The sequence below is a fragment of the Mesorhizobium sp. M1169 genome (assembly GCF_040318345.1).
GTDB lineage: Bacteria > Pseudomonadota > Alphaproteobacteria > Rhizobiales > Rhizobiaceae > Mesorhizobium.
In genome coordinates this window covers 193,034-215,712 of the sequence record NZ_JAMYME010000004.1, presented here as the reverse complement: position 1 = coordinate 215,712, position 22,679 = coordinate 193,034, and the positions used below count along the sequence as shown (strand labels likewise).

Annotated in this window: 25 protein-coding genes and 1 pseudogene; 15 read left to right on the top strand and 11 right to left on the bottom strand. The window is 62.6% G+C overall.

All coding sequences use genetic code 11. The features are described from left to right. Window positions 1-1,032 (top strand): tetratricopeptide repeat protein, encoded by a 1,032-nt coding sequence (locus NKH41_RS06240; RefSeq protein WP_352767605.1) that lies wholly within the window; start codon window positions 1-3, stop codon window positions 1,030-1,032. Window positions 1,033-1,074: 42 nt separating this feature from the next. Here the strand turns inward: NKH41_RS06240 and NKH41_RS06235 are convergent, their stop codons facing one another. After that, entirely contained in the window at window positions 1,075-2,091 is a 1,017-nt protein-coding gene (locus NKH41_RS06235) for a zinc-dependent alcohol dehydrogenase family protein (protein ID WP_352767603.1), read from the bottom strand. A gap of 112 nt (window positions 2,092-2,203) precedes the next feature. On the opposite strand from NKH41_RS06235, the gene NKH41_RS06230 reads away from it, so the two are divergent. The 7 genes from NKH41_RS06230 to NKH41_RS06200 all read left to right on the top strand — a co-directional run bounded on the left by NKH41_RS06230 (window position 2,204) and on the right by NKH41_RS06200 (window position 8,303). Continuing rightward, entirely contained in the window at window positions 2,204-3,061 is an 858-nt protein-coding gene (locus NKH41_RS06230) for a LysR family transcriptional regulator (RefSeq protein WP_352767602.1), read from the top strand. Window positions 3,062-3,199: 138 nt separating this feature from the next. Then, window positions 3,200-3,766 (top strand): elongation factor P, encoded by a 567-nt coding sequence (efp, locus tag NKH41_RS06225; RefSeq protein WP_023678016.1) that lies wholly within the window; start codon window positions 3,200-3,202, stop codon window positions 3,764-3,766. An 81-nt stretch (window positions 3,767-3,847) separates the two neighbouring features. Continuing rightward, window positions 3,848-4,648 carry an inositol monophosphatase family protein gene (locus NKH41_RS06220; RefSeq protein ID WP_023678017.1) on the top strand — a complete coding sequence of 267 codons (801 nt, stop codon included), beginning with the start codon at window positions 3,848-3,850 and terminating at the stop codon, window positions 4,646-4,648. A 99-nt stretch (window positions 4,649-4,747) separates the two neighbouring features. Continuing rightward, the gene (gene trhA / locus NKH41_RS06215) at window positions 4,748-5,455 is read left to right on the top strand and encodes a PAQR family membrane homeostasis protein TrhA (protein WP_023678018.1); all 708 of its coding nucleotides are present in this window, start codon (window positions 4,748-4,750) and stop codon (window positions 5,453-5,455) included. A gap of 115 nt (window positions 5,456-5,570) precedes the next feature. Then, window positions 5,571-6,596, top strand: coding sequence for a MotA/TolQ/ExbB proton channel family protein (locus tag NKH41_RS06210; RefSeq protein ID WP_023678019.1), 1,026 nt, complete (start codon window positions 5,571-5,573; stop codon window positions 6,594-6,596). Between the two features lies 1 nt (window position 6,597). Continuing rightward, on the top strand, window positions 6,598-7,629 hold the full coding sequence (locus tag NKH41_RS06205) for a peptidoglycan -binding protein (RefSeq protein ID WP_352683348.1): 1,032 nt from the start codon (window positions 6,598-6,600) through the stop codon (window positions 7,627-7,629). A gap of 275 nt (window positions 7,630-7,904) precedes the next feature. Further along, window positions 7,905-8,303 (top strand): hypothetical protein, encoded by a 399-nt coding sequence (locus NKH41_RS06200; RefSeq protein WP_352742969.1) that lies wholly within the window; start codon window positions 7,905-7,907, stop codon window positions 8,301-8,303. Between the two features lie 85 nt (window positions 8,304-8,388). Here the strand turns inward: NKH41_RS06200 and NKH41_RS06195 are convergent. Then, window positions 8,389-8,727 (bottom strand): annotated as a pseudogene (locus tag NKH41_RS06195) (DUF1304 domain-containing protein); the annotation flags it as partial. Between the two features lie 182 nt (window positions 8,728-8,909). On the opposite strand from NKH41_RS06195, the gene NKH41_RS06190 reads away from it, so the two are divergent. Together NKH41_RS06190 and NKH41_RS06185 are read left to right on the top strand one after the other, a co-directional pair. Continuing rightward, window positions 8,910-10,394, top strand: coding sequence for a carboxypeptidase M32 (locus NKH41_RS06190; RefSeq protein ID WP_352767600.1), 1,485 nt, complete (start codon window positions 8,910-8,912; stop codon window positions 10,392-10,394). A 206-nt stretch (window positions 10,395-10,600) separates the two neighbouring features. Next, window positions 10,601-12,628, top strand: coding sequence for a DUF3857 domain-containing protein (locus NKH41_RS06185; RefSeq protein WP_352767598.1), 2,028 nt, complete (start codon window positions 10,601-10,603; stop codon window positions 12,626-12,628). A gap of 117 nt (window positions 12,629-12,745) precedes the next feature. Here the strand turns inward: NKH41_RS06185 and NKH41_RS06180 are convergent, their stop codons facing one another. Further along, window positions 12,746-14,548 carry an ABC transporter transmembrane domain-containing protein gene (locus NKH41_RS06180; protein ID WP_352767596.1) on the bottom strand — a complete coding sequence of 601 codons (1,803 nt, stop codon included), beginning with the start codon at window positions 14,546-14,548 and terminating at the stop codon, window positions 12,746-12,748. A 204-nt stretch (window positions 14,549-14,752) separates the two neighbouring features. Between NKH41_RS06180 and rpmE the strand changes: the two genes are divergently transcribed. Beyond that, on the top strand, window positions 14,753-14,974 hold the full coding sequence (gene rpmE, locus NKH41_RS06175; RefSeq protein WP_006327661.1) for a 50S ribosomal protein L31: 222 nt from the start codon (window positions 14,753-14,755) through the stop codon (window positions 14,972-14,974). A 69-nt stretch (window positions 14,975-15,043) separates the two neighbouring features. Here rpmE and NKH41_RS06170 read toward each other — a convergent pair whose 3' ends face one another. Continuing rightward, window positions 15,044-15,685, bottom strand: coding sequence for a TetR family transcriptional regulator (locus NKH41_RS06170; RefSeq protein ID WP_352767595.1), 642 nt, complete (start codon window positions 15,683-15,685; stop codon window positions 15,044-15,046). Window positions 15,686-15,816: 131 nt separating this feature from the next. Here NKH41_RS06170 and NKH41_RS06165 point away from each other — a divergent pair, with 131 nt between their 5' ends. Beyond that, complete coding sequence (locus NKH41_RS06165) at window positions 15,817-16,296, top strand: anthrone oxygenase family protein (RefSeq protein ID WP_352767593.1); 480 nt, start codon at window positions 15,817-15,819, stop codon at window positions 16,294-16,296. Between the two features lie 27 nt (window positions 16,297-16,323). Here the strand turns inward: NKH41_RS06165 and NKH41_RS06160 are convergent, their stop codons facing one another. The 4 genes from NKH41_RS06160 to NKH41_RS06145 all read right to left on the bottom strand — a co-directional run bounded on the left by NKH41_RS06160 (window position 16,324) and on the right by NKH41_RS06145 (window position 18,800). Continuing rightward, window positions 16,324-16,632 carry an Rdx family protein gene (locus tag NKH41_RS06160; protein ID WP_352471220.1) on the bottom strand — a complete coding sequence of 103 codons (309 nt, stop codon included), beginning with the start codon at window positions 16,630-16,632 and terminating at the stop codon, window positions 16,324-16,326. Beyond that, window positions 16,629-17,423 (bottom strand): RDD family protein, encoded by a 795-nt coding sequence (locus NKH41_RS06155; RefSeq protein ID WP_352471221.1) that lies wholly within the window; start codon window positions 17,421-17,423, stop codon window positions 16,629-16,631. Before NKH41_RS06155 ends, NKH41_RS06160 begins: the two co-directional genes overlap by 4 nt. Before the next feature lie 66 nt (window positions 17,424-17,489). After that, on the bottom strand, window positions 17,490-18,239 hold the full coding sequence (locus NKH41_RS06150) for a YebC/PmpR family DNA-binding transcriptional regulator (RefSeq protein WP_023678028.1): 750 nt from the start codon (window positions 18,237-18,239) through the stop codon (window positions 17,490-17,492). A 237-nt stretch (window positions 18,240-18,476) separates the two neighbouring features. After that, window positions 18,477-18,800, bottom strand: a complete 324-nt coding sequence (locus NKH41_RS06145; protein ID WP_352471223.1) for an ArsR/SmtB family transcription factor — start codon at window positions 18,798-18,800, stop codon at window positions 18,477-18,479. A 51-nt stretch (window positions 18,801-18,851) separates the two neighbouring features. On the opposite strand from NKH41_RS06145, the gene NKH41_RS06140 reads away from it, so the two are divergent. From NKH41_RS06140 to NKH41_RS06130, 3 genes are read left to right on the top strand one after another with little or no spacing between them, the layout of a single operon-like run. After that, on the top strand, window positions 18,852-19,334 hold the full coding sequence (locus NKH41_RS06140; protein ID WP_352471224.1) for an SRPBCC domain-containing protein: 483 nt from the start codon (window positions 18,852-18,854) through the stop codon (window positions 19,332-19,334). A 17-nt stretch (window positions 19,335-19,351) separates the two neighbouring features. Next, the gene (locus NKH41_RS06135; protein ID WP_352767591.1) at window positions 19,352-19,714 is read left to right on the top strand and encodes a VOC family protein; all 363 of its coding nucleotides are present in this window, start codon (window positions 19,352-19,354) and stop codon (window positions 19,712-19,714) included. Window positions 19,715-19,743: 29 nt separating this feature from the next. Further along, the gene (locus NKH41_RS06130; RefSeq protein ID WP_352767590.1) at window positions 19,744-20,211 is read left to right on the top strand and encodes an SRPBCC family protein; all 468 of its coding nucleotides are present in this window, start codon (window positions 19,744-19,746) and stop codon (window positions 20,209-20,211) included. Window positions 20,212-20,232: 21 nt separating this feature from the next. Here the strand turns inward: NKH41_RS06130 and NKH41_RS06125 are convergent, their stop codons facing one another. The 3 genes from NKH41_RS06125 to NKH41_RS06115 all read right to left on the bottom strand — a co-directional run bounded on the left by NKH41_RS06125 (window position 20,233) and on the right by NKH41_RS06115 (window position 22,561). Further along, the gene (locus NKH41_RS06125; protein ID WP_352767588.1) at window positions 20,233-20,997 is read right to left on the bottom strand and encodes a TerC family protein; all 765 of its coding nucleotides are present in this window, start codon (window positions 20,995-20,997) and stop codon (window positions 20,233-20,235) included. Window positions 20,998-21,067: 70 nt separating this feature from the next. Then, window positions 21,068-21,892, bottom strand: a complete 825-nt coding sequence (locus NKH41_RS06120) for a TIGR00282 family metallophosphoesterase (protein WP_023678036.1) — start codon at window positions 21,890-21,892, stop codon at window positions 21,068-21,070. A gap of 81 nt (window positions 21,893-21,973) precedes the next feature. Beyond that, window positions 21,974-22,561, bottom strand: a complete 588-nt coding sequence (locus tag NKH41_RS06115; RefSeq protein ID WP_352767586.1) for a 5-formyltetrahydrofolate cyclo-ligase — start codon at window positions 22,559-22,561, stop codon at window positions 21,974-21,976. Window positions 22,562-22,679: the final 118 nt, after the last annotated feature.

Sequence of the window (22,679 nt, the reverse complement as noted above, 5' to 3'; positions counted from 1 at the left end):
GTGCTCTCGCGGAAAATCCTTTTCAGCGCCTTTCTTGCAACGGCCGTGACGCAGGCGATAGCGGCGGAACCCGTTCCGCTGCCGCAGCCCAGGCCGGATTCCAGCGAACCTGCCGACAAGCCGATCGCCGCACAATTGCCGCAGCCTGCCACCACCACCCCGTTGCCGTCGGCCGACACCATCAACCCCGACCGCTTCGGCGCAAAGCCGTCCGATGCTGCCTACGGCGCCTTTCAGCGCGGGCTCTACAAGACGGCCTACAACCTTGCGCTCTCCCGCGCTCAAAACGGCGATCCGGCGGCACAGACGCTGGTGGCCGAGATATTGTCGCGCGGCCTCGGCGTGCCGGTCGACGCGGCAGGGGCGGCGAAGTGGTATGCGCTTGCCGCCGAGCAGGGCGTCCCGGAATCGCAATTCCAGTATGCGCTGATGCTGCTCGACGGCCGCTACGTCAAAAAGGACGAGAAGGAGGCCTATGCGCTGATGCAGGCCGCCGCCGAGGCCGGCAACCGCCTGGCGCAGTTCAATTTTGCGCAGCTGATGGTCGAACAAGAGCCCGGCGATGCCGGTATTGCCAAAGCCGTATCCTATTACGAGCGCGCTGCCGCGACCGGGCTTGCCGACGCACAATATGCGATGGCACAGGTCTACGCCAATGGCGCCGGCGGCAAGCCGCGCGACGATGTCCGCGCCCGCAGCCTGCTGGCACAGGCCGCGCGGCAGAACTACGACACGGCACAGATCGATCTCGCAACCTGGATGATCGAGGGGCGCGGCGGCGCCCGCGACCTGAAATCCGGCTTCAACTGGATGAAGCAGGCCGCAGAAGGCGGCAATGTCGCCGCCCAGAACCGTCTCGCCAAGCTCTACATGAACGGCATCGGCACCGACCCGGATCTGATTCTCGCCGGCGCCTGGTATGTTGTCGCCCGCCGCGCCGGGCTGATCGACCAAGAGATGGACGATTTCCTGCAGGGCCTGACCGACGAGCAGACGCAGCAGGCGCTGCAACGGGCCAACCGCCTGCCCTGACCGCGGTCTCGCGACTCATCGCACCGGGCTCGTCAGGCGGGCTCATTGCGTATGATCGAGCACGACCTTGCCGAAGGGCGAGCCGTGTTCAAGGTACCGAAAGGCTTCGGCGGCCCGGCTCCATGGCACGACCCGGTCGATCACCGGTCTCAACCGGTTGACGACAATGGCGCGGTTCATCGCCTCGAAGGATTCGCGTGAGCCGACCGGTATGCCTCGCGCCCTGACCTGCCGGCGGAAGATGTCGAGCGGGTTGATGGCGCCGTCACTGCCGCCGAGATAGCCGATGACGTTGATCTGGGCGCCGCGCGCCGCTGCCCTCAGCGATTGTGCAAAACTCTGCGGTCCGCCAACCTCGATGATATGGTCGGCGCCGCGGCCATCCGTCAATCCCAGCACGGCCGATGCCCAATCGGGGACGCTGCGATAGTTCACGCCATCCTGCGCGCCAAGTTGCTTTGCCCGCGCAAGCTTCTCATCGCTGCTCGACGTCACGATGACGCGCGCCCCGGCAGCGGCGGCGAACTGCACCGCAAACAGCGAAACGCCGCCGGTGCCGAGGCAAAGCACGGTGTCGCCGGGTTTGACGCTGCCTTCCGTAAACAGCGCGTGCCATGCCGTCACGCCGGCGCATGGCAGCGTCGCCGCCTCGAGGTCGCTCAGATTGGCCGGCGCCAGCACCGCCGCCTGTTCGTCGAGCCGGGCAAATTCGCTGAGCAGCCCGTCGATCGGGCCGCCACGTTGATAGGAGGGCTCGGCCATCGCGAAACTGCCGCCGACCCAGCGTTGCCAGAACGTGCCGCAGACCCGGTCGCCGATCTTGAACCGGCTGACCTCGGCGCCGATGGCAACGACTTCGCCGACGCCGTCCGACAGCGGCACCAGCGGCAATGCAAACTTCGTGTGATAGCCGCCGCGGACGATCTCGGCATCGCGGTAGTTCAGCGCCGTCGCCTTGACCTTCACAATCATCTCCTGGCGCCCCGGTTCAGGCATCGGCCGCTCGACCATTCTGAGGCTCTTGAGGCCGCCCGGGCTCTGCAATTCGATCGCTTTCATCGTCGTTCCTTTTCAGCTGGATCCTGCCAGAGGAAAATCGCTTGCCATCCATCGGATTTCAAATTCATAATGTTCAGGATAATTATGCTTATCTGACATGTTCGGGTGTGTCGTGCTTGAAGAACTGAAAACACTGGCGCTCTTTGCCGAGGAGGGTTCGATTCAGAAGGTGGCGCAACGCCTGCCATTGACGCAGCCGGCCGTCACCCGCCAGATCCAGCGGCTGGAGGAGATGCTCGGCACGGAATTGCTCGACCGCCGGCTAAAGCCGTCGCGACTGACCCCGGCCGGCGTAGAGGTGCTGGCACGCGGCAAGGACATTCTCGCCGCCGTCGACGCGCTGAGATCATTCGCCAAGGGCGACGAGCCGGGGGGCCTGCTGCGGCTCGGCCTCGCGCATGGACTTTGCGACAAAGCCGTGGCCGCCGCCATTGGTGATGCCGTGGCGCGGTTTCCGAAGGTCTCGCTGCGTCTGAAGAGCGGCTGGAGCCTTGAGCTGGCCGACCAGCACAAGCGCGGACAGCTTGACCTCGCCGTCATCCTGGACGGCAGCAATTCCAAAGCTGGCGACGGCGTTGTCGGAACCGAGGCCCTCGGCGTCATCGCTGCCGAAAGCACTGTCCGGCAAGCCGACGTCAAGACCATGCCCTGGATCCTCAGCCCTGAGCCTTGCGACGCGCGCCGGCGGCTGGCGGCTGCGCTGGCCGAGGGCGGCCACAGGTTGATGGTCGGCGCCGAGATTCAGGACGGCGCGCTGCAGATCGACTGGGTTCGTCGAGGCCAAGGCCTTGGCCTGCTGCCCAGGCGGCTGATGCGGGAAAAGCTGCCTGAGGGCATTGCCCTGGTCGACGCTCCCGGCCTCGAGCTGTCGCTGCGAATTGTCGTGCTGCGTTCGCCGCACCTGCATCTTTTGAGAGAGGTCGCCGACGCGGTGACCGAGGCCGTCACCGCGACTGTCAGGGCGGACTGAGGCCGCCACGCCGCGCTGCCGGGCCAGCTTTGTTCCCGCTTCATCGGAAGGCGCTCCTTGCCTCTGCTGGCGATTTGTGGTCTTGGAGGCGCCAAATTGCCCTTTGCGGCGATCATCTCATTTCCGGATCACCTCACCATGGCCAAGATCAATGGCAACGAAATCCGTCCCGGCAACGTCATCGAGCATGATGGCGGCCTTTGGGTGGCGGTCAGGACCAACACCGTCAAGCCCGGCAAGGGCGGCGCCTACAACCAGGTCGAACTCAAGAACCTGATCAACGGCACCAAGCTCAACGAGCGCTTCCGTTCGGCCGAGACGGTCGAGCAGATCCGGCTCGATCTGAAGGATTTTTCCTTCCTCTACGAGCAGGGCGACGCGCTGGTGTTCATGGACACCGAAAGCTACGAGCAGCTCGAATTGCAAAAGGAGTTCGTCGGCGATCGCGCCGCCTTCCTGCAGGACGGCATGATGGTGACGGTCCAGCTCTATGACGAAAGGCCGATCGGTATTTCGCTGCCCGACCAGGTGACGCTGACCATCACCGAGGCCGACCCGGTGGTGAGGGGCCAGACGGCAGCCTCGTCCTACAAGCCGGCGATACTCGAAAACGGCATCCGCGTGCTGGTGCCGCCGTTCATCGGCTCGGGCGAGCGCATCATCGTCGATACCAACGAAATCACTTACGTGCGCCGCGCCGACTGAGGCGTGATCCCAAAGAGTTGCAGACTTTTTGGATAAGATCATGCGTCAAGGCAGATAGGCGCAGCGACAGGAAGAACAGCAATGGCGCGTTCCGCGATCCTCAATGTCATGGTCCAGGCCGCAATGAAGGCCGGCCGCTCGCTGTCGCGTGACTTCGGCGAAGTGCAGAACCTGCAGGTCTCGATGAAGGGGCCGGGCGACTATGTCAGCCAGGCCGACCGCAAGGCCGAAGACATCGTCTTTGCCGAACTCTCCAAGGCGCGGCCCGGCTACGCCTTCCTGATGGAGGAACGCGGCGTGATCGAGGGCGACGACGGCCAGCACCGCTGGATCGTCGACCCGCTCGACGGCACCACCAATTTCCTGCACGGCATTCCGCTCTTTGCCGTTTCGATCGCGCTGGAGCGCCAGGGCCAGATCGTCGCCGGCGTCGTCTACAATCCGGCGATGGATGAGCTCTATACCGCCGAGCGCGGCGGCGGCGCTTTCATGAACGACCGCCGGCTGCGCGTCGCCGGCCGCACCAAGCTGGTCGATGCGGTGATCGGCTGCGGCATGCCGCATCTCGGGCGTGGCCAGCACGGCAATTTCCTCATCGAGTTGCGCAATGTCATGGCCGAGGTCTCTGGCGTCCGCCGTCTCGGCTCCGCCTCGCTCGATCTCGCCTACGTCGCCGCCGGCCGCATGGACGGGTTCTGGGAAACCGGCCTGTCGGCCTGGGATGTCGCCGCCGGCATTTTGCTGATCCGCGAGGCGGGCGGGTTCGTCTCCGATTTCGCCGGGGGACAGGATGTGCTGAACGCCGGTTCACTCGTCGCCGGCAACGAACTCATCCAGCGCGCGCTGTTGAAGACTATCAAAAGGCCACTCTCAGCCGGCTGATAGAGGCACACCGCGCTGAACCGCCGCAGTCGCAAAACCGCAACCAAAGCTTGAAATACTGTCCCGCGGCCGCCCAGATAAGGTGGCGCAGGATCATCGATGACGAACAGCCGGCCCCAACCCCAGAGCGAACTCTCCCAGCTCGACATTCCCTTTATGGGGCGCTGGCATTACTCGCGCGCCGAGATCATCGCCGACGGCATTGTCCACGCCGTGGGCATCGTGCTGGCGATCGCTGCCGGCTCGACGCTGCTGGCACTGGCCGCCTATCGAACCGGCCCCGGCGAATACGTCGCCGCCGCCTTCTATGTAGTCTCGCTGCTCACCGTGCTGTCGGTTTCGCTGGCCTACAATGTCTGGCCGGTGTCGTCGCCGGCAAAATGGATATTGCGGCGCTTCGACCATGCCGCGATCTATCTGCTGATCGCTGCCACCTACACGCCTTTCCTGGCCCAGCTCGGCGGCTCGCCGCTGGCCGTTTCCATGATCGTCCTGGTCTGGACCGCCGCGGCGGTCGGCATCGCCATCAAGGTCTTTCTTCCCGGCCGTTTCGACCGGCTGGCTATCGTCTTCTACCTAGCCATCGGCTGGAGCGGTATCGTTCTGGTGGAGCCGCTCGTGCGGACGCTGCCGGCGACATCGATCGCGCTCATCGTTGCCGGCGGCATCGTCTACTCCTGTGGCGTGATCTTCTTCGCCTGGAAGGGCCTGCGCTTCCACAATGCGCTGTGGCATGGCTTTGTCGTCACCGGCGCCGGCCTGCATCTGGCCGCCATGGTCGACTGCCTGGTCATCAACCGGCTTTGACCTCCGGTCGCGGACAGTGGCAATATTGCCAAGCGCCATTCAATTTCGTCACAATTCCGTTTAGAGTCGCAAACACAAATTGATCGGCGGCGACGGCATCGGAAACGGGGCACGGATGACTCTTCTCAGATCCTTCGGCATGGGCAGGCGCTCCGACGTTCTGATCTACGATCCGCACAAATTGTCGAGCCCGCAGGTGTTTCTGCTGACCATGGTGATCTTTCTGTTCATCGTGGCCTTTATCGCCGCCATCCTGACGCGCCAGATCTCGACCGCCTTCGTCACCAATCCCGGCCTCAACGGCCTGATCATCGGCGTGCTGGCGGTCGGCATCCTGCTGGCCTTCGTCCAGGTCGGCCGGCTGTTCCGCGAGGTGCGCTGGGTCAACTCGTTCCGCGCCGGCTCCGAAACCACCGAACCGGTGCTGCTGGCGCCGATGAAGGCGATGATCGGCCGCTCCTCGACGATTGCCTTCTCGACCAGTTCGATGCGCACCATGCTGGATTCGATCGCCACCCGGCTCGACGAAAGCCGCGACACGTCGCGCTATCTTGTCGGACTGCTGGTGTTCCTCGGCCTGCTCGGCACCTTCTGGGGCCTGCTCAACACGATCGGCTCGATCCGCGAAACCATCGAGTCGCTCGATCCCGGCACCGGCGATGCCGCGGCCGTGCTCGAATCCCTGAAGCAGGGGCTTTCCGCTCCGTTGGCCGGCATGGGCACCGCCTTCTCGTCCTCTCTGTTCGGCCTCTCCGGCTCGCTGGTGCTCGGCTTCCTCGACCTGCAGGCCGGCCGCGCCCAGACGCGCTTCTATACCGAACTCGAAAACTGGCTGTCCTCGGTCACCGACCTGTCCTCCGACATCGTCGTTGCCGACGCGGCCAAGACCGAACCTTCCGAGGAAATCCGGCTGTTGTCGGAAAAGCTGCGCACTCTGCAGGAGAATGGCGGCGGCTCCAATCCGCGCGTCGCCACCGCCATGGCCAATCTCGCCGACGGCATTTCCGGCCTGGTCAAGAACATGCGTTCGGAACAGCAGATCATGCGCGACTGGGTCGAGGCCCAGTCGGACGAGCAGAAGGCGATGCGCAACACCCTGGAGAAGATCGCCGACGCCTTGAAGAAGCCTGGAGTGCATTGACGTGGCGTTGGCACGAGGCCGGCGCTCCGACCGCCGCATCGATTACTGGCCGGGCTTCGTCGATGCGCTGTCGACGCTGCTGTTGGCGATCATGTTCCTGCTGACTGTTTTCGTGCTGGCGCAGTTCCTGCTCGGCCGCGAGATCTCCGGCAAGGACACGGTGCTCAACCGCCTCAATTCGCAGATCAATGAGTTGACCCAGCTTCTGGCGCTGGAACGCTCGACGACGCAGGACAAGGAGGACACCCTTGCCAATTTGCAGGCATCGCTGTCTGCATCGGAGGCGGAAAAGAGCCGGCTCGAGCAATTGCTGGCGCAAGGCGCCGGTGCCGGCGATGCCGCCAACCAGCGCGCGACGGCACTTTCCGGCGAGCTCGACAGCCAGCGCCAGATCAGCCAGCAGGCGCTGAGCCAGGTCGAGATCCTCAACCAGCAGATTTCGGCGCTGCGCAGGCAGATCGCAGCGCTCGAACAAGCGCTCGACGTGTCCGAAACGCGCGACCGCGAATCCAACACCAAGATCGCCGATCTCGGCCGCCGCCTCAACGTCGCACTGGCGCAACGCGTGCAGGAGCTAAACCGCTACCGCTCCGATTTCTTCGGCCGCTTACGTGAAATTCTTGCCGACCGCGAGAACATCCGCATCGTCGGCGACCGCTTCGTCTTCCAGTCGGAAGTGCTTTTCCCGACCGGCTCCGAGGTGATCAACGATGCCGGCAAGCTCGAGATGAAGAAGCTCGCCGATGCCATCATCGAATTGCAAAAGGAAATCCCGCCGGAGATCAACTGGGTGCTGCGCGTCGATGGCCACACCGACAACAAGCCGCTCTCCGGCACCGGCCGCTACCGCGACAATTGGGAATTGTCGACGGCGCGCTCGACATCGGTGGTCAAGTTCCTGATCGAGAACGGCGTGCCGGCCAACCGGCTGGTCGCGGCCGGCTTCGGCGAATTCCAGCCGCTCGACCCCGCCGATACCGAAGAGGCGCGCAACAAGAACCGCCGCATCGAGTTGAAGCTGACCGAGCGGTGATCTGCAGGCCTTTGGCTTGTATCATGCGCCAGGTCGAGCCGGCTCGAGCCGGCTCAAGTCGGCGGCATTTAGGGCATTGGTGCGGCAGCGGCAAGAGCTGAAAAAATTACCTTTTTTTAATTACACTTTGCCGCCATGGCCTTTTAGCCTTGGTCATGGGCCGAGAACCGCCGGCGGTGGAACCGCTCATCGCGACGCGACGGAACCTGACGGCCCCGCGGCCGGAAGGCAGGACCCTCCCAACCACCGCCTTCCCCAGTAAAGGAGACGCAACCATGCGCTTCTTCGCTCCCACGAATCTCAGGACTGCTACGCTCGCCACACTGCTCCTCGCCGTTCCGTTTGCTGGCGCTTACGCCGGCCCGCGTGCGACGGCCTTGATCAATCAGATCCAGAGTGTGGAGACGGGTATCCAGGGCGCCATCCGGGCGAACAAGCTCGAGCCGGGCGAGGCGCGCGACTTGCGCACGCAGGTCGCTCAACTCGATCGGGCCGCCCAGAGGGCCGCACGCGATGGAACCATGCCGAGCACGCAATATCAGCAGTTGCTGGCGCAGCTCGACGATGTCAGCCAAAAGCTGCGCGCTGACACCGGCAGTGCCTTCCTCATCGGCAACGGCGCCGATGGCGGATACTATCCCAACGGCTACGGCCCAACTTATCCAGGCGGCTGAAATCGGCCGCAGTGCCCGGCAGTGTGGCAATGGATTTTGCGCATGATCCTTTTCCAGCTTTCGGTTCGGGGATCATGCGGCTAGCCAACGCCAGTGCAATCAGCGCCAGCACTGCCGGCACTGTCTCGATGAACAGGATTTTGCGGCCCGCCGTTGCCGCCGTAAAGGCCGGCGACGGCGACGCAGAGCAGGAAGAAGACTACTGAAAACCGGCTTCGCCGAAGTAAAGCCCCCAGGTCAGGCCGGCTGCGAGAAAGCCGTTGTAAAGCCCCTGATTGGCAGCAAGCACTTTCGAGGCCCTGGCGAATTCCGGCGTCAGCCTGAATACCATATGGCCGCGCGGCGTGTCCTACAGCACCATCTCAAGATAGACGATGCAGAGGTGGATCACGGCCACCAGCCCGACCAGCACATTGGCGATCATTTTTCGTCTCCCCCATCGCGGTCTGCCGCCGCCGGACGACATTGATCACGCACGCCACCGCTTCCATAAGATGCTTTCGGCCGTTGCAGCCGGCAGTCGATGCGTCGATCGCGGACGGCTTCGGGGTTGCCAACAGTTTTGCATTGGTATCTTTTCCCGCCGTCAAATCAGCGGAACCCACAATGTCCTTTCAAAAACTCGACGACCTCGGCCACAAGCTCGAAGCGCTGGAACACGCCCTCGCCATCCTCGGCGCCGACGAGGCGACCCATATGGCGGTCGGCGGCGGCGAGAAGCGCGCAGAGGCAATGTCGGCGCTTGCCGGCATGCACCATGCCCGGGCGACTGCGCCGGAGATTGCCGACTGGATCGCGGCGGCCGAGCAGGAGGCGCTGAACGAAGAGCAGCAGGCCGCGGTCAGGGAATTCCGCCGGCAATACACCAACCTGACCTGCCTGCCGGTCGAGTTCGTCGAGCGCCTGACGACCGCGCGCATGCGCTCCGAGCAGCTCTGGCGCGACCTGCGCGCCAAGAACGACTGGGCGGGCTTCCTACCGGCGCTCGAAGGCGTCGTGGCGCTGGTCCGCGAGGAGGCGGCCCTTCGCGCCGAGGTGCTCGGGCTCGAGCCTTACGACGCGCTGATGGAGCAATATGACCCGGGCAATCGCGCCGCCGACATCACGCCTGTGTTTGTCGAGTTGAAGACCTTCCTGAAAGGCTTCGTGCCGGAGGCACTGGCCGTGCAGGAAGAGCGGCTGGCGAAACATCCGCTGAAGCCGCTTTCCGGCAGATACCCCTTGGACAAGCAGCGCGAGCTTGGCCTCGCCATGATGGCGGCGGTCGGCTTCGACCTCACCCACGGCTCGCTGTCGGTTTCGCACCATCCCTTCTGCGGCGGCGTGCCGAGCGACGTGCGCATCACCACCCGCTACAAGACCTCGGATTTCCTCTCGGCGCTGATGGGCGTGCTGCACGAGACCGGCCATGCGCTGTACGAGCAGAACCTGCCGAAGGCGTGGGCGCACTGGCCTCTGGGCAGAGCGCGCGGCATGGCGGTGCATGAAAGCCAGAGCCTGTTCGTCGAAAAGCAGATCGGCCGCAATCCAGAATTCTGGCGCTGGGCGCTGCCGGTGGTCGAAAGACACCTCGGCGAGAGCTGGACGATCGACGACATCCTGCCGCATGTGCACCGGGTCGAGCGCGGCCTGATCCGCGTCGATGCCGACGAGGTCACCTATCCGCTGCACGTCATCCTGCGCTACGAGCTGGAGCAGGAGCTTGTCTCGGGACGGCTGGAAGCAGCCGACCTGCCCGAAGCCTGGGATGCCAAGATGCGCGATTATCTCGGCCTGTCGACATCAGACAATCCGGCTGACGGTCCGATGCAGGACGTCCACTGGCCGGGTGCCGCCTTCGGCTATTTCCCCTCCTACACGCTGGGCGCCATGATGGCGGCGCAGCAATGGGCGGCGCTGACCAGGGATCATCCTTCAGCCGACGAAGACCTCGCCAAGGGAGATTTCGCCGCGATCAACGACTGGCGCCGCAAAAGGATCTGGTCGCAAGGCTCGCGCTGGTCGACACCGGAACTGCTCGAACGCGCTACCGGCGAAAAGCTCGATGCCGCACATTTCACTGACCATCTGAAGAAGCGGTACGGGAACTGAGCCGCTTCGTCTATTCCAGGTTCTTGCCGCGGTGACTGCAGAAATCCGCGAAACTGGCCTTTACTTTGGTGGGAAAGCCTCTGAAAAAGGAGTTCTTCCAAGTTGGGCGAGCGTAGATGTCTGTCTGTTACAGTTTTCATAGGATGAAGTCTTTCTGGCCCCGCTTGGTATTTTTCATCTTATTGATCGGCCTGAGTTCTCCGGCCATGTCCGACGACATGGTTCTCAAGGGTCCGGCAGAAAGCTGGGTAAAGCAGCTTGATATTCCGGCTGCCGATCCCACCCGATCGGATCAAATCAAGAATGGCGTTTCATGGCTGCTCTCGGACGACCAGATCAAGCATCGCGCCGGCGGCTATGTCGAGTACTCGCGCACCGTCTATAAGATCGTCGACCGTCCCGGCCTGGATCGTGGCGCGAGTATCGATCTGCAGTTCGATCCGTCCCGGCACAAGGTCACGCTCAACCATCTTCACATCATCCGCGATGGTGCCGTTCTGGACCGGCTGGAAGGCGTCGAATTCGACATCTTCCGCAGGGAAAGAGACGCCGAGAAGGGTGTCTTCGACGGCTGGCTGACAGCACATGTCAACATCGATGATGTGCGCACCGGCGACATCGTCGACTACGGGTCGACCTATGAGATAACGCCGCTGGTCGGCAAGGACCTTTTCTTCAAGAATTTCTCCACCGAATGGGAAGAGCCGGTAGCGCTTATCCGCACAAGCATCATTTGGCCTTCGGACCAGCCGCTCCAGATCAAGGCAAGGGGAACCCGACTCAAGCCCTCAATCTCCCCGACTGGGCCGGATACCACCTATCTGTGGGAGATTCCAAACCCGAAACCGGTCAATGTCGAGGACAACCTGCCCGTGACCTATCCAGGCTGGGGCTCCATCGATGTCGCGTCAACCGCGAATTGGCAAAGTGTGGTCGATGCCGTTGCGCCCTATTACAAGCCAGCGACCGTTTTTCCCCCGGCTTTTGCCGCAAAGCTCGACGACATCGCTCTGCGGCATCCGGTGCCCGAAGACCGGATGGTCGAGGCAATGCGGCTGGTGCAGGACCAGATCCGCTATGTAAGCCTGTCGATGGGTGCCGGTTCCTACGTTCCGCGTGATCCCGCGACGGTCATCCTGAGCGGGTTCGGTGACTGCAAGGACAAGGCCCTGCTGCTGGTTTCGTCGCTTGTGCGGCTTGGCATTGCTGCCGAGGTCGCCTTGGCCGATCTCGACGAGGGACGGGCCCTGGACCAGCATCTGCCGGCGCTCCGCGATTTCGACCATGCCATCGTCAAGGCAAGGATCGGAGCAAAGACATATTGGCTGGACGCCACGAACTATCTTCAGGGCGGCGGGGCGCACAATCTCGCACAGCCCGACTACGGCTTCGCGCTGCCGCTTTCCAGCACCGGCGGGTTGGAGAAGATGCCGAGCCCTGTGCTTACCAGCCCATCGATCCAGATCGCCGAGGAATTCGACTTTCCGCGGAAACCGGGCGATCCCCTCGTGCTGACGGTCTTCTCGACATATGAGGACGCCGATGCCGATTGGATGCGCGGCAATTTCGCCAGCCGGTCGCTGAGCGAGGTGTCGGACGCCTACCTGAAATACTACAACAAGCAATATCCGGGCATCCAAACCATCGACAAGCCGGAAATCGTGGATCGCCGCGACGGCAACATAGTGAGCGTGAAGGAAAGTTATCGCTTGCCGGCGGAAGCGCTGACGGCCAACGATCTGGCAAAGAATTTCCCGATCCGCGCGGCCGATCTCGGCAACAACTCTCTTCCAACCCCGACAATCGTCGACCGAACCGGGCCCGTCTCCCTCGGCCCCCAGTTCTACCGCCGCCACAAGGTGACCGTGCGCAACCTCAAGGCGAGGTTTTCCGGCGAGTCGATGAAAAACGTCGTGACGCCCTATCTGTCTCTCAAGGCATCCTGGTCCAACACGCCCACCGAATTTCAAGTTGAATGGAACTTTCAGACGCTGGCGACTGAAGTACCGGCCAAGGCGATTGCCGATTATCTGAAAACCGTCGATGACCTCGCAGACCAGGTTCGCTGGCAGTACGATTTTACCTATGAAGAGCCGCCTGCCGATGTGCAGCTCAGCGATCCGGCAAAGGAGCAGCGACAGACCGTCGCCAGCATGCTTTTGTTGTCGTTGCTTGTCGGCGTTCCCCTGTTCATCGCCTATCGACGCGGCAAACGCCGAGCTTTCGGTAGCTGAAGAATCTCGGCCGCCGCGGGGCACCATGATCCCGAAAAGTGGATGCCGGTTTTCGGAAAAGATCATGGTCAAACAAGAAGATGGAGCCTCATCCCGATTTCATCGGATGGAGCGATGCTACTCGGCCGCGCCCCTGAAAGCACTCGCCCCGGTGTCGAACTGCAGCTTGGCCAGCCGCGCATAGATGCCGCCCTTGGCGACCAGGCTCTGATGCGTGCCTTCCTCGACGATGCGGCCGCCATCCATGACCAGGATGCGATCGGCCTTCAGCACGGTTGCCAGCCGATGGGCGATGACGATCGTGGTGCGGCCCTGCATCAGCCGGTCCAGTGCCGTCTGCACCAGCGTCTCGCTTTCGGCATCTAGCGCCGAAGTCGCCTCGTCGAGCAGCAGGATGGGCGCATCGCGCAAAATGGCGCGGGCGATCGCCACGCGCTGGCGCTGGCCGCCCGACAGCGTCACGCCGCGCTCGCCGACCTGGCTGTCATAGCCCTTTTCGAGTTTCAGGATGAACTCGTCGGCAAGCGCGTCCTTCGCCGCCGCCTCGATCTCGGCCTGGCTGGCGCCAGGCCGGCCAAAGCCGATATTGTCGCGCGCGCTTGCGGCAAAGATGGTGACGTCCTGCGGCACGATGGCGATGCGCGCGCGGATCGCCGCCGGATCGGCCTCGCGCAGATCGACCCCGTCGATGACGATCCTGCCGGCCTCCGGATCGTAGAAGCGCAGAAGCAGCGAAAACACGGTGCTCTTGCCGGCGCCCGAGGGCCCGACGATCGCCACCGTCTCGCCGGGTTTGACCTGAAAGCTCAGGCCATGGACGGCGGCGCGGTCGGGCCGGGCCGGATAGGAGAAGGAGACATCGTCGAAGCTGATCGCACCTCTCGCCTTTGCCGGCAGCGGCTTCGGATCGGCGGGCGCCTGGATCGCGGGTTTCTCGGCCAGGATCTCGGTCAGCCGTTCGGCAGCGCCCGCTGCCTGGGACAGTTCGCCCCAGACCTCCGACAGGGCGCCGAGCGCGCCGGCGGCGAACACCGAATAGAGCAGGAATTGGCCAAGCGTGCCTGGCGACAGCGTGCCGTCGAGCACGTCGCGCGAACCGAACCACAGCACCGCCACGACCGAGGAAAAGATCATGAAGATGGCAAAGAAGGTGAGAAAGGAGCGGGCAAAGATCGAGGCCCGCGCCGCTTCGAACGCTGCTTCCACGGCGGATGAAAAATACCCGGTTACAAGCTTCTCGTTGGTGAAGGCCTGCAGGGTGCGCACCGCGCCGATCTGCTCGCTGGCGTAGGCGGTGGCATTGGCCAGAGTATCCTGCGCCAGCCGTGACTTGCGCCGCACCGAGCGGCCGAAGGCGACCAGCGGCAGCACGATCAGCGGAATGGCCGCGATGACCAGGCCGGACAGTTTTGGGCTGGTGAAGACCATCATCGCCACGGCGCCAAGGCCGAGGATGACGTTGCGCAAAGCCACCGAGGCGGTGGCACCGACGGCCGATTTGACCTGTGTCGTGTCGGCGGCGAGCCGCGAGACGATCTCGCCCGACTGGGCCGTGTCGAAAAAGGATGGCGACAGTCTTGTGACGTGGGCAAAGACATCGCGGCGGATATCGGCAACGACGCGCTCGCCGAGCGTGATGACGAAATAGTAGCGGCTGGCCGACGCCGCCGCCAGAACGGCGGCCATCACCACCAGCATGGCGAAATATTCGGCAATGAAGCTGGAATCGGAAGCGGAAAAACCGTGGTCGATCATCCGCCGCACGGCCAGCGGCAGCGCCAGCGTCGTCGCCGCAGCGACGGCCAGCGAGACGATCGCGCCGATGACCATTTTGCGGTAATGCGTAATGTAGGGAAACAGGCGCTGCAGCGGCCTCAGCGAGCGCCTGCGCTCGTCTGCATCGCCGCTGATGTTCGCCATGACCGTTTCCTTTGGCCCTTTGAGGCTTGCGCCATCAATATGCGCTTGCCGCGGCCTTGTGATTCAATTCCGGCTGATGTATAGGCTCGCCGACCGTTTTAGAAGCCGTGGCTCCTCAATAGCTGCGGCTTCGAGTTTTAAAAAGGGGCGCATCGACGCAGGCTTCAGCCCGTCGGCAGCACCCGGCAAGCCAGGAACAGACCCATGAAGACCGATATCCATCCCGACTACCACACCATCAAGGTCGTCATGACCGACGGCACCGAATACATGACCCGTTCGACCTGGGGCAAGGAAGGCGATACGATGAACCTCGATATCGACCCCACCACCCATCCGGCCTGGACTGGCGGCCAGCAGACCCTGCTCGACCGCGGTGGCCGCCTGTCGAAGTTCAAGAAGCGTTTCGAAGGCTTCGGCCTCTAGGCCGCATTGGCGTTTCGCAGATCGAGAAACCCGCCTTCGTGGCGGGTTTTTTGTTGGGAAAATACGGCCCTACCCGCCGAGCAACTCGCGCAGGGCCATCCGCTTGTAGGCCGCGACCAGCCTGTCGCCTTCTTGCCGCCCGACCGAGATCGCCAGCCGCATTGCGGCCTCGCCCATCTGCCAGATGAGGAACGCCGTCGTTTCGAGCGCTTCCGGATCGGCGGATGGCCGCAGCCGTTTCAGCACGGCTGTAAGGAATTCGGCGTTGGCCCGGCTGTCGGCAAGCTCGAGTTCGCGCAGCGCCTTGTCGGCCTGCGTGCCCGACCAGATGTCGCGCATCACCGGCTCCGCCAGGAACATTCCGTAGTAGATATCCACCAGTTCCGAAAATGCCCGGCGCAGGCCTTCGGCGTCATTGACCTCGGCTAGCGTTGCCGCAATGCAGGCCTGGCTTTCGGCGGTGTAGCGTTCGGCCAGCGCCCAGATGATCGCCCTCTTGTCGGGGAAGAACTGGTAGAGCGAGCCAATCGACACGCCGGCCCTCTCGGCCACCTCGCCCATGCGCATGGCGTCGCTGCCTTGCTCGGCGATCAGCGCCGAGGCGGCGGCCAGCATGCGCTCGACCCGCTCGCGGCTGCGCTGCTGGCTCGGTGCCCGGCGCGGCGATGCGATCTGCTCGTTGCGGGAACCCGGTGCAGCGGTGCCTTCCATGACTGTCTCCAGAAAAATGGCTTGACTGAGAAAATACGAGGGTTTATCACGTTTTGCAAATGTGAGGATCATTCATATTTTTAGACGACACACCAATCGAACTGCTCGAATCTGAAGCCGGAGGAACTGACATGATCATGAAACTGCTTCCCACCCTCACCTTCGTCGCTGCCATTGGCTCAGGCGTTGTCGGCGGCGTTTTCTTCGCCTTCTCCAACTTTATCATGCCGGCGCTCGCCCGCTTGCCTGCCGGAGGCGGCATCGCCGCCATGAATTCGATCAACATCACCGTGATTGCGCCGGCATTCATGACCGCGCTTTTCGGCACCGGGCTGGTCTGTCTTGTCCTTGCCGCCGGCGCTCTTATCGGCTGGAGCCAACCGGGTTCGTTCTGGCTCCTCGCCGGCGCCCTGATCTACCTCGTCGGCAACCCAATCGTGACGATGATGTTCAACGTGCCGCTTAACAACGCCCTGGCCGCGGTCGATCCGGCAAGCGCCAACGGCGCCGCGGTATGGGCCACCTATCTCAGGGACTGGGTGATGTGGAACCATGTCCGCACCATCACCGCCATCGTGGCGCTGGGCTGCTTCATCTTCGCATGGCGGTGAATGCAGGACGGAAGTCCTAAAAGGCCGTCAGGCAGGGTCTTTTGACTTATGGCCCTTGCGGTCGGCATGGCCCAGATCGCGATCCGGATCGATGACGTCGCGAACCAGTTGCTTGAGCTTTGCGGCGTCGGGAAAACCGCCGTCACGCTTGCGGTCCCAGACCAGCGTATCATTGCAGGAAATGGTGAAGATGCCGCCCGTGCCGGGCACCAGCGTCACTTCGCCCAGATCGGTGCCGAAGGTGGACAGCAGCTCCTGCGCCATCCAGCCGGCCCTGAGCAGCCACTGGCACTGGATGCAATAGGTGATGCGGACGGTGGGCGCCTGTTCGCTCATGTCTCGGTCTCATCTGCGCGGACTGTGGTTACGGCAAATCGATCGTGTATCGGGTCGTTGCCAAGGGCTATGGATATTGCAATCCAGATCGGCCAGACCATAACCAAGACCAACGCGGCGTATGCACCGACAATCTCCAGCTGGGAGAAGTCCTGCGCGACCCCAGGAGCGCTGCCCCAAGCCTGAAAAGCATACCACCCTCCTGTGAGCATTATAGGCAAAGCGCCGAGAAATTTCATTCCCTGCCGCCGAACAGCCTTTCGTACGGGTAGTCCGATTCTGTTTTTGTCATCCTGGTCATGCACTATGAGCGCCGCGAAGCGCTTGCCGATTGGCTGGCCGGAGGTCAACTCCATGACAAGGAGATAAGACGCGAGAACGATCAGCTCGAGGAAACCCAAATCCAACGCTGCCGGTCGGAAATTGCCCTGCGAATCCAAATCAAATGAGATGGAAGGATTTCCTTCAGACTGTGAGACCGAAGCCGTTCCCAGGGCCCATTCGGCGACCGTCAAACCGAACAGCGACGTTCTGCATACCTGCCAATCGTAACGGGCAAGTGATGGATCACTTGCTCCGTTTAACGAAGCCGCCTGACATATTCTCCAGTTCAACCAAAAGCTGCCTTTGACTCCGCCGTCAGTCAGCAGAAACAAACCCGCTACCAGTGCGTAAAGAGGTATCAGGACGATAAGATAGTCGATGATCGAAGCGAACAGCCGGCGCCATATGCCACCCTGGCGAGGCCAGGACATCGCGTCAGCAAAACGAGCCTCATCAGTGTCAGTCATCCGTCCCCCATCAGTAACTGACAGCTCTAGAAGAAAGATACGTGATCGGTGCGCGGCGTTCTGAACTTACGCCGCGCTGAGCTTTGCCAAGGTCTCCTCGTCGACCTCGAAATTGGCGTAGACGCTCTGCACGTCGTCGTCGTCCTCGAGCGTCGCGACCAGCTTCATCAGTGATTGTGCCCGCTCCTCGTCGACCGCGATATTGGTCTGCGGCTTCCAGATCGGCTTCACCGATTCAGCCTCGCCAAGCGCGCCTTCCAGTGCCTTCGACACTTCGCCGAGATTCTCGAAGGCGCAATAGATCGTGTGGCCTTCCTCGTCCGACTGGACGTCGTCGGCGCCGGCCTCGATCGCCGCGTCCATCACCTTCTCGGCGCTGCCGGCCGATGCCGGATAGTAGATCTCGCCGACGCGGTCCCACATGAACGATACCGAGCCGGTCTCGCCCATCGCTCCGCCCGCCTTGGTGAAGGCAGCGCGCACATTCGACGCCGAGCGGTTGCGGTTGTCGGTCAGCGCCTCGACGATCAGCGCGACGCCGCCTGGCCCGTAACCCTCGTAGCGCACGGCTTCGTAGGTCTCGGCATCGCCCATCGACGCCTTGTTGATGGCGCGCTGGATATTGTCCTTCGGCATCGACACCGCCTTGGCGTTCTGCACCGCAAGGCGCAGGCGCGGGTTCATCGATGGATCGGGCGTGCCGCTCTTGGCGGCGACGGTGATTTCGCGCGCCAGCTTGGAAAACATTTTCGACCGCACCGCATCCTGGCGGCCCTTGCGGTGCATGATGTTCTTGAACTGTGAATGGCCAGCCATGGCACCCTGTCATCTTCTCGGCTAGAGCATCTGCCGCCTGGTGAACCACCCGGCATCTTGCAAAAATGCTCGAATTCAAAATTTCAGAACGTCCTGCTGCGTCCCTGACGGACGGACGGCGCTCGCTGTCGGAATGGCCGGCTTATAGATAAATCGGCTCAATTCGTCCAGCCGCGCCATTGCTGCCGGCACGCAAGGCTTTCAAGATCCGAAAATCGGCAGGCTTCGGCAAACCTTTCATCCCTCAAGATCGGATTTCAGCCGGTCGAGGATGCCGATCGCGTGCGTGGCATATTGACTGATCCAGCGGTCGTGGATGTGCTTGATCGGCAGCGCGTTGAGATGGTTCCAGCGTTCGCGGCCCTCGCGCCGCGCCACGACCAGGTCGGCCTCCTCCAGCACCTTCAGGTGCAGCATGACCGTGCAGCGGTCCATGTCGGGGAAGGCATCGCACAACATGCCGGTGGTCTGCGGCGCATCCTTCAGCCGGTCCAGCAACGCACGCCGGCGCGGATGCGCCAGCGCCTTGAAAACATTGTCGTCTCGCGATTGGCTTGACATGTTATATTTCTATAACATATCCTTGAGCCATTCAAGTAAGGAGCTGTGGATATGTCTCTTGGATTCAGGGTTTCTGGCCGCATCGGCAAACCCGTCGCCGAAGTCTTCGATGCGGTCGTCAATCCGAAGAAACTTAGCGGCTACTTCACCACGATCGGCGGCGCCAGCGCACTGCTGGTGGCGGGCGCCACCGTCATCTGGTGGGGCAAGGTTCCCGTCGAGGTCGACGAGGTGAAGAAAGACAGCCGCATCGTGCTGCGCTGGGACGCCACCGACGCCGACGGCAAGCCAGCCTACAAGACCCGCATCGAGATGAATTTCGAGCCGCTCGACGATGGCGGCACCTTCGTCACCATCGCCGAAACCGGCTGGCACGAGGACGCGGTCGGCCTGAAGAAATCCTACCTCAATTGCGAGGGCTGGTCGCAGATGCTGGCCTGCATGAAGGCCTATGTCGAATACGGCATCAATCTGCGCGACGGCTATTACCGCAGCGAGATGAAGGGCGAGCCGGCCAACGAGAACAACATCTGAGAGCAAATGGAGTAAGAATGACAGCGAAGATCACCGGCGGCATCAACATCGCGATGAAGGTCCCGCCGCATCAATACCAGGCAACGATCGCCTTCTATCGCGACGTCATCGGCCTGAAGCCATTCACGGCCAAACCGCCGGCCGTCGGCTTCGAACTCGGTCCCAATCGGCTGTGGATCGACGAGGCGCCGATGATGAGCCAGGCCGAGACCTGGCTGGAACTGTTCACCGATGATTTTCCGGCCGCTGCGGAGCATCTCGCCAAGGCCGGCGTCGTGCGCTGCGACGCCATCGAGGCACTGGGTGAAGGCTTCCGCGGCGGCTGGATCACCAACCCGGCCAACATCATTCACCTGGTGCGCGAACCCGATGCCTGGTGAACAAGCGGCGCCGTGGAAAGGAGGACGCTATGAAAATCCGTGAAACACCGACCGCCGAAGCCGGCATGCTGATAAGGCGGCCGGTCGCCGACGTATTCGAAGCCTTCGTCGATCCGGCGATCACGACGAAGTTCTGGTTCACCCATGGCAGCGACAGGTTGGACAGCGGCAAGGAAATCAGTTGGGAATGGCGCATGTATGGCGTCTCGACGACGGTCAATGTCAGTGAGATCGTCGATAACAAGAAGATCGTCATGCAATGGAGCGATCCGCCGACCACGGTGGTGTTGACATTTACCGAGATGCCGGGCGGCACGACCTTTGTCGAGGTCCGCAATTTCGGCTTTGCCGGCAGCCCCGATGAGCAGGTCAAGCAGGCGATCGGCTCGACCGGCGGTTTTGCGCTGGTGCTCGCCGGCGCCAAGGCGTGGCTGGAGCAAGGCGTGATGCTCGGCCTGATCGGCGACCGCCATCCGAAGGGTGTGCCGGGGAATTAGGTCAGCCGCGGTGGGCCATCCTCAGTGCCCGCCGCCTTTTGCCTTCTTCCGCCGCCGCGCCAGCATGTTGAGCCCTTCGACCAGTGCTGAAAAACCCATGGCGGCGTAGATGTAGCCTTTCGGCACGTGGTAACCCATGCCGTCGGCGATCAGCGTCGTGCCGATCATCAGCAGGAAGCCGAGGGCCAGCATGACGATGCTGGGGTTCCTGGCGATAAAGTCGGCCAGCGGCCCGGCCGCCAGCATCATCACGCTCACCGCCACGATCACCGCGATGTACATGATCGCGATTTCGTCGGTCATGCCGACGGCGGTGATGATCGAGTCGATCGAGAAGACGAGGTCGAGCAGCAATATCTGGAAAATCGCGCCGGCCAGCGAAAGCTGCAGCGTCTCGCCCATCATGGTGTCCTGGTGATCATCGAGATCAACCGTGTGGTGGATCTCCTTGGTCGCCTTCCAGACGAGAAACAGGCCGCCTGCGATCAGGATCAGGTCGCGCCATGAAAACCCGTGGCCGAAGGCGGTGAATATCGGCGTCGTCAGTTGGACGATGATCGAGATGGTGGCCAGCAGGATCAGCCGCATCACCAGCGCGGCGGATATGCCGAGCCGCCGGGCGCGGGCCCGCTGCGCTAGCGGCAATTTGTTGGTCAAAATCGAGATGAAGATCAGATTGTCGATGCCGAGCACGACCTCCAGCACGACCAGCGTCAGCAGCGCGACCCATGCCGTCGGGTCGGAGACAAAGGCGAAATGCGGCGCCAGGAATTCGACTAGCTGCATGGAGGTCGTCCCCTCTACGATCTAGAGCAGTTTCGCCGGCAATTGGGTATTGCAAGCGTCCATATCAATGTCACGACCAGAAGGATGGCGCCGTTTCCTCCAGCCGCGGGCCGCGGCGAAACGGCGCGATCCGTTCGGTCAGGCCGCTACGGTCGGAAATGTCGACGCCGACGCCGCACAATGTCGCCGGTCCGGTCGACGCCTCGAAGCGGCCTTTCGGCACCTTGGACAAGAACCGGTTGAGCGGCTCCTCCTTGTCCATGCCGAGCGAGGAATCGTAATCGCCGCACATGCCGGCATCGGAAATATAACCGGTGCCGCCATTGAGGATCTGGTGATCGCCGGTCGGCTGATGCGTGTGGGTGCCGACAACAAGGCTGGCACGGCCGTCGACGAAGTGGGCGAAACACATTTTTTCCGAGGTCGCCTCGGCATGGAAATCAATGACGATTGCATCGGCCTGCTCACCAAGTGGACAAGCGGCAAGTTCGCGCTCGCCGGCCTGGAACGGATCGTCGAGCTCGGGATGCATGAACACCCGGCCCATGATGTTGGCGACCAGCACGCGCGCGCCGTTCCTGGCGATGTAGACGCCTGAGCCGCGCCCCGGCGTACCCTTGGGGAAATTGGACGGACGCAGGAAGCGCTCTTCGCGCGGCGCGAAAATCAGCGCATCGCGCTGGTCCCAGACATGGTTGCCGGTGGTGACGACATCGGCGCCGGCCGAGATCGTCTCGCGAAAAATCTCCTCGGTGATGCCGAAGCCGCCGGCGGCGTTCTCGCCATTCACGATGACGAAGTCGAGCTTGAAATCCGAGATCAGGCCGGGCAGTTGTTCCCACACCGCCGTACGTCCTGTCTTGCCGACCATGTCGCCGAGAAAGAGAAGTCTCATATAAACGTGATCCCGAACCGAAGGTCAGCGAAGCAAAAAGCTGCATGACTTTCGGAAAAGACCATGCGTCCAGGAACTTATCTACAATTTCGGCGCGAAGCGACGCAACCCGCTCTCGGTGAGTATTTCCGGAATGATCACGTCATGCGGCTCGTCAGGCACCACGGCCACCTCTTGGCAGTTGAAGGCAATGCCGATCAGCCGCGGCTGCTGCCCCTTGTCGGCCAGCCGCGCGATCGCCCGGTCATAATAGCCGGCGCCGTAGCCGATGCGGTGGCCGCGCGCATCGAAGGCGGCAAGCGGCACCAGCATCAGCTGGGGATCGAGCACCTCGGCTTCCTCGTGTGGCCCGACGGTGCCGAAGCCCATGTCGACCATCGGCGCGCCACGCACCAGTTCGCGAAAGACGATGATGGTTTTGTCGAGAATGGCCGGCAGGCAGAGCCTTGCCCCCTTTTCGCGCAAGGCAAACATCAGCGGCCGGACGTCGACTTCCGAGCGCATCGGCCAGAAGCCTGAGACGATCTGGCCCGGCGCGACGGTGATCCGGTCGCGCGCCGTCTCGGCCATTTCGAGTGCTGCCTCCACCCGCCAGAAAGGATCGAGCGCATCGCGGCGGCCGAGGGCTTGGTTGCGGAGATTCTTTTTCAGGTCTTTCGAGGAGTTCATGCGCCGACGGTAGAAAAGATCAGATTTGGATGGAGTTTTACGAGCGACGTTTTGGAGGAGCGGGGCGAACTTTTCGTTCGTGAGAGCACCGCACAAAGCGGCGCGACGACAAGATCCG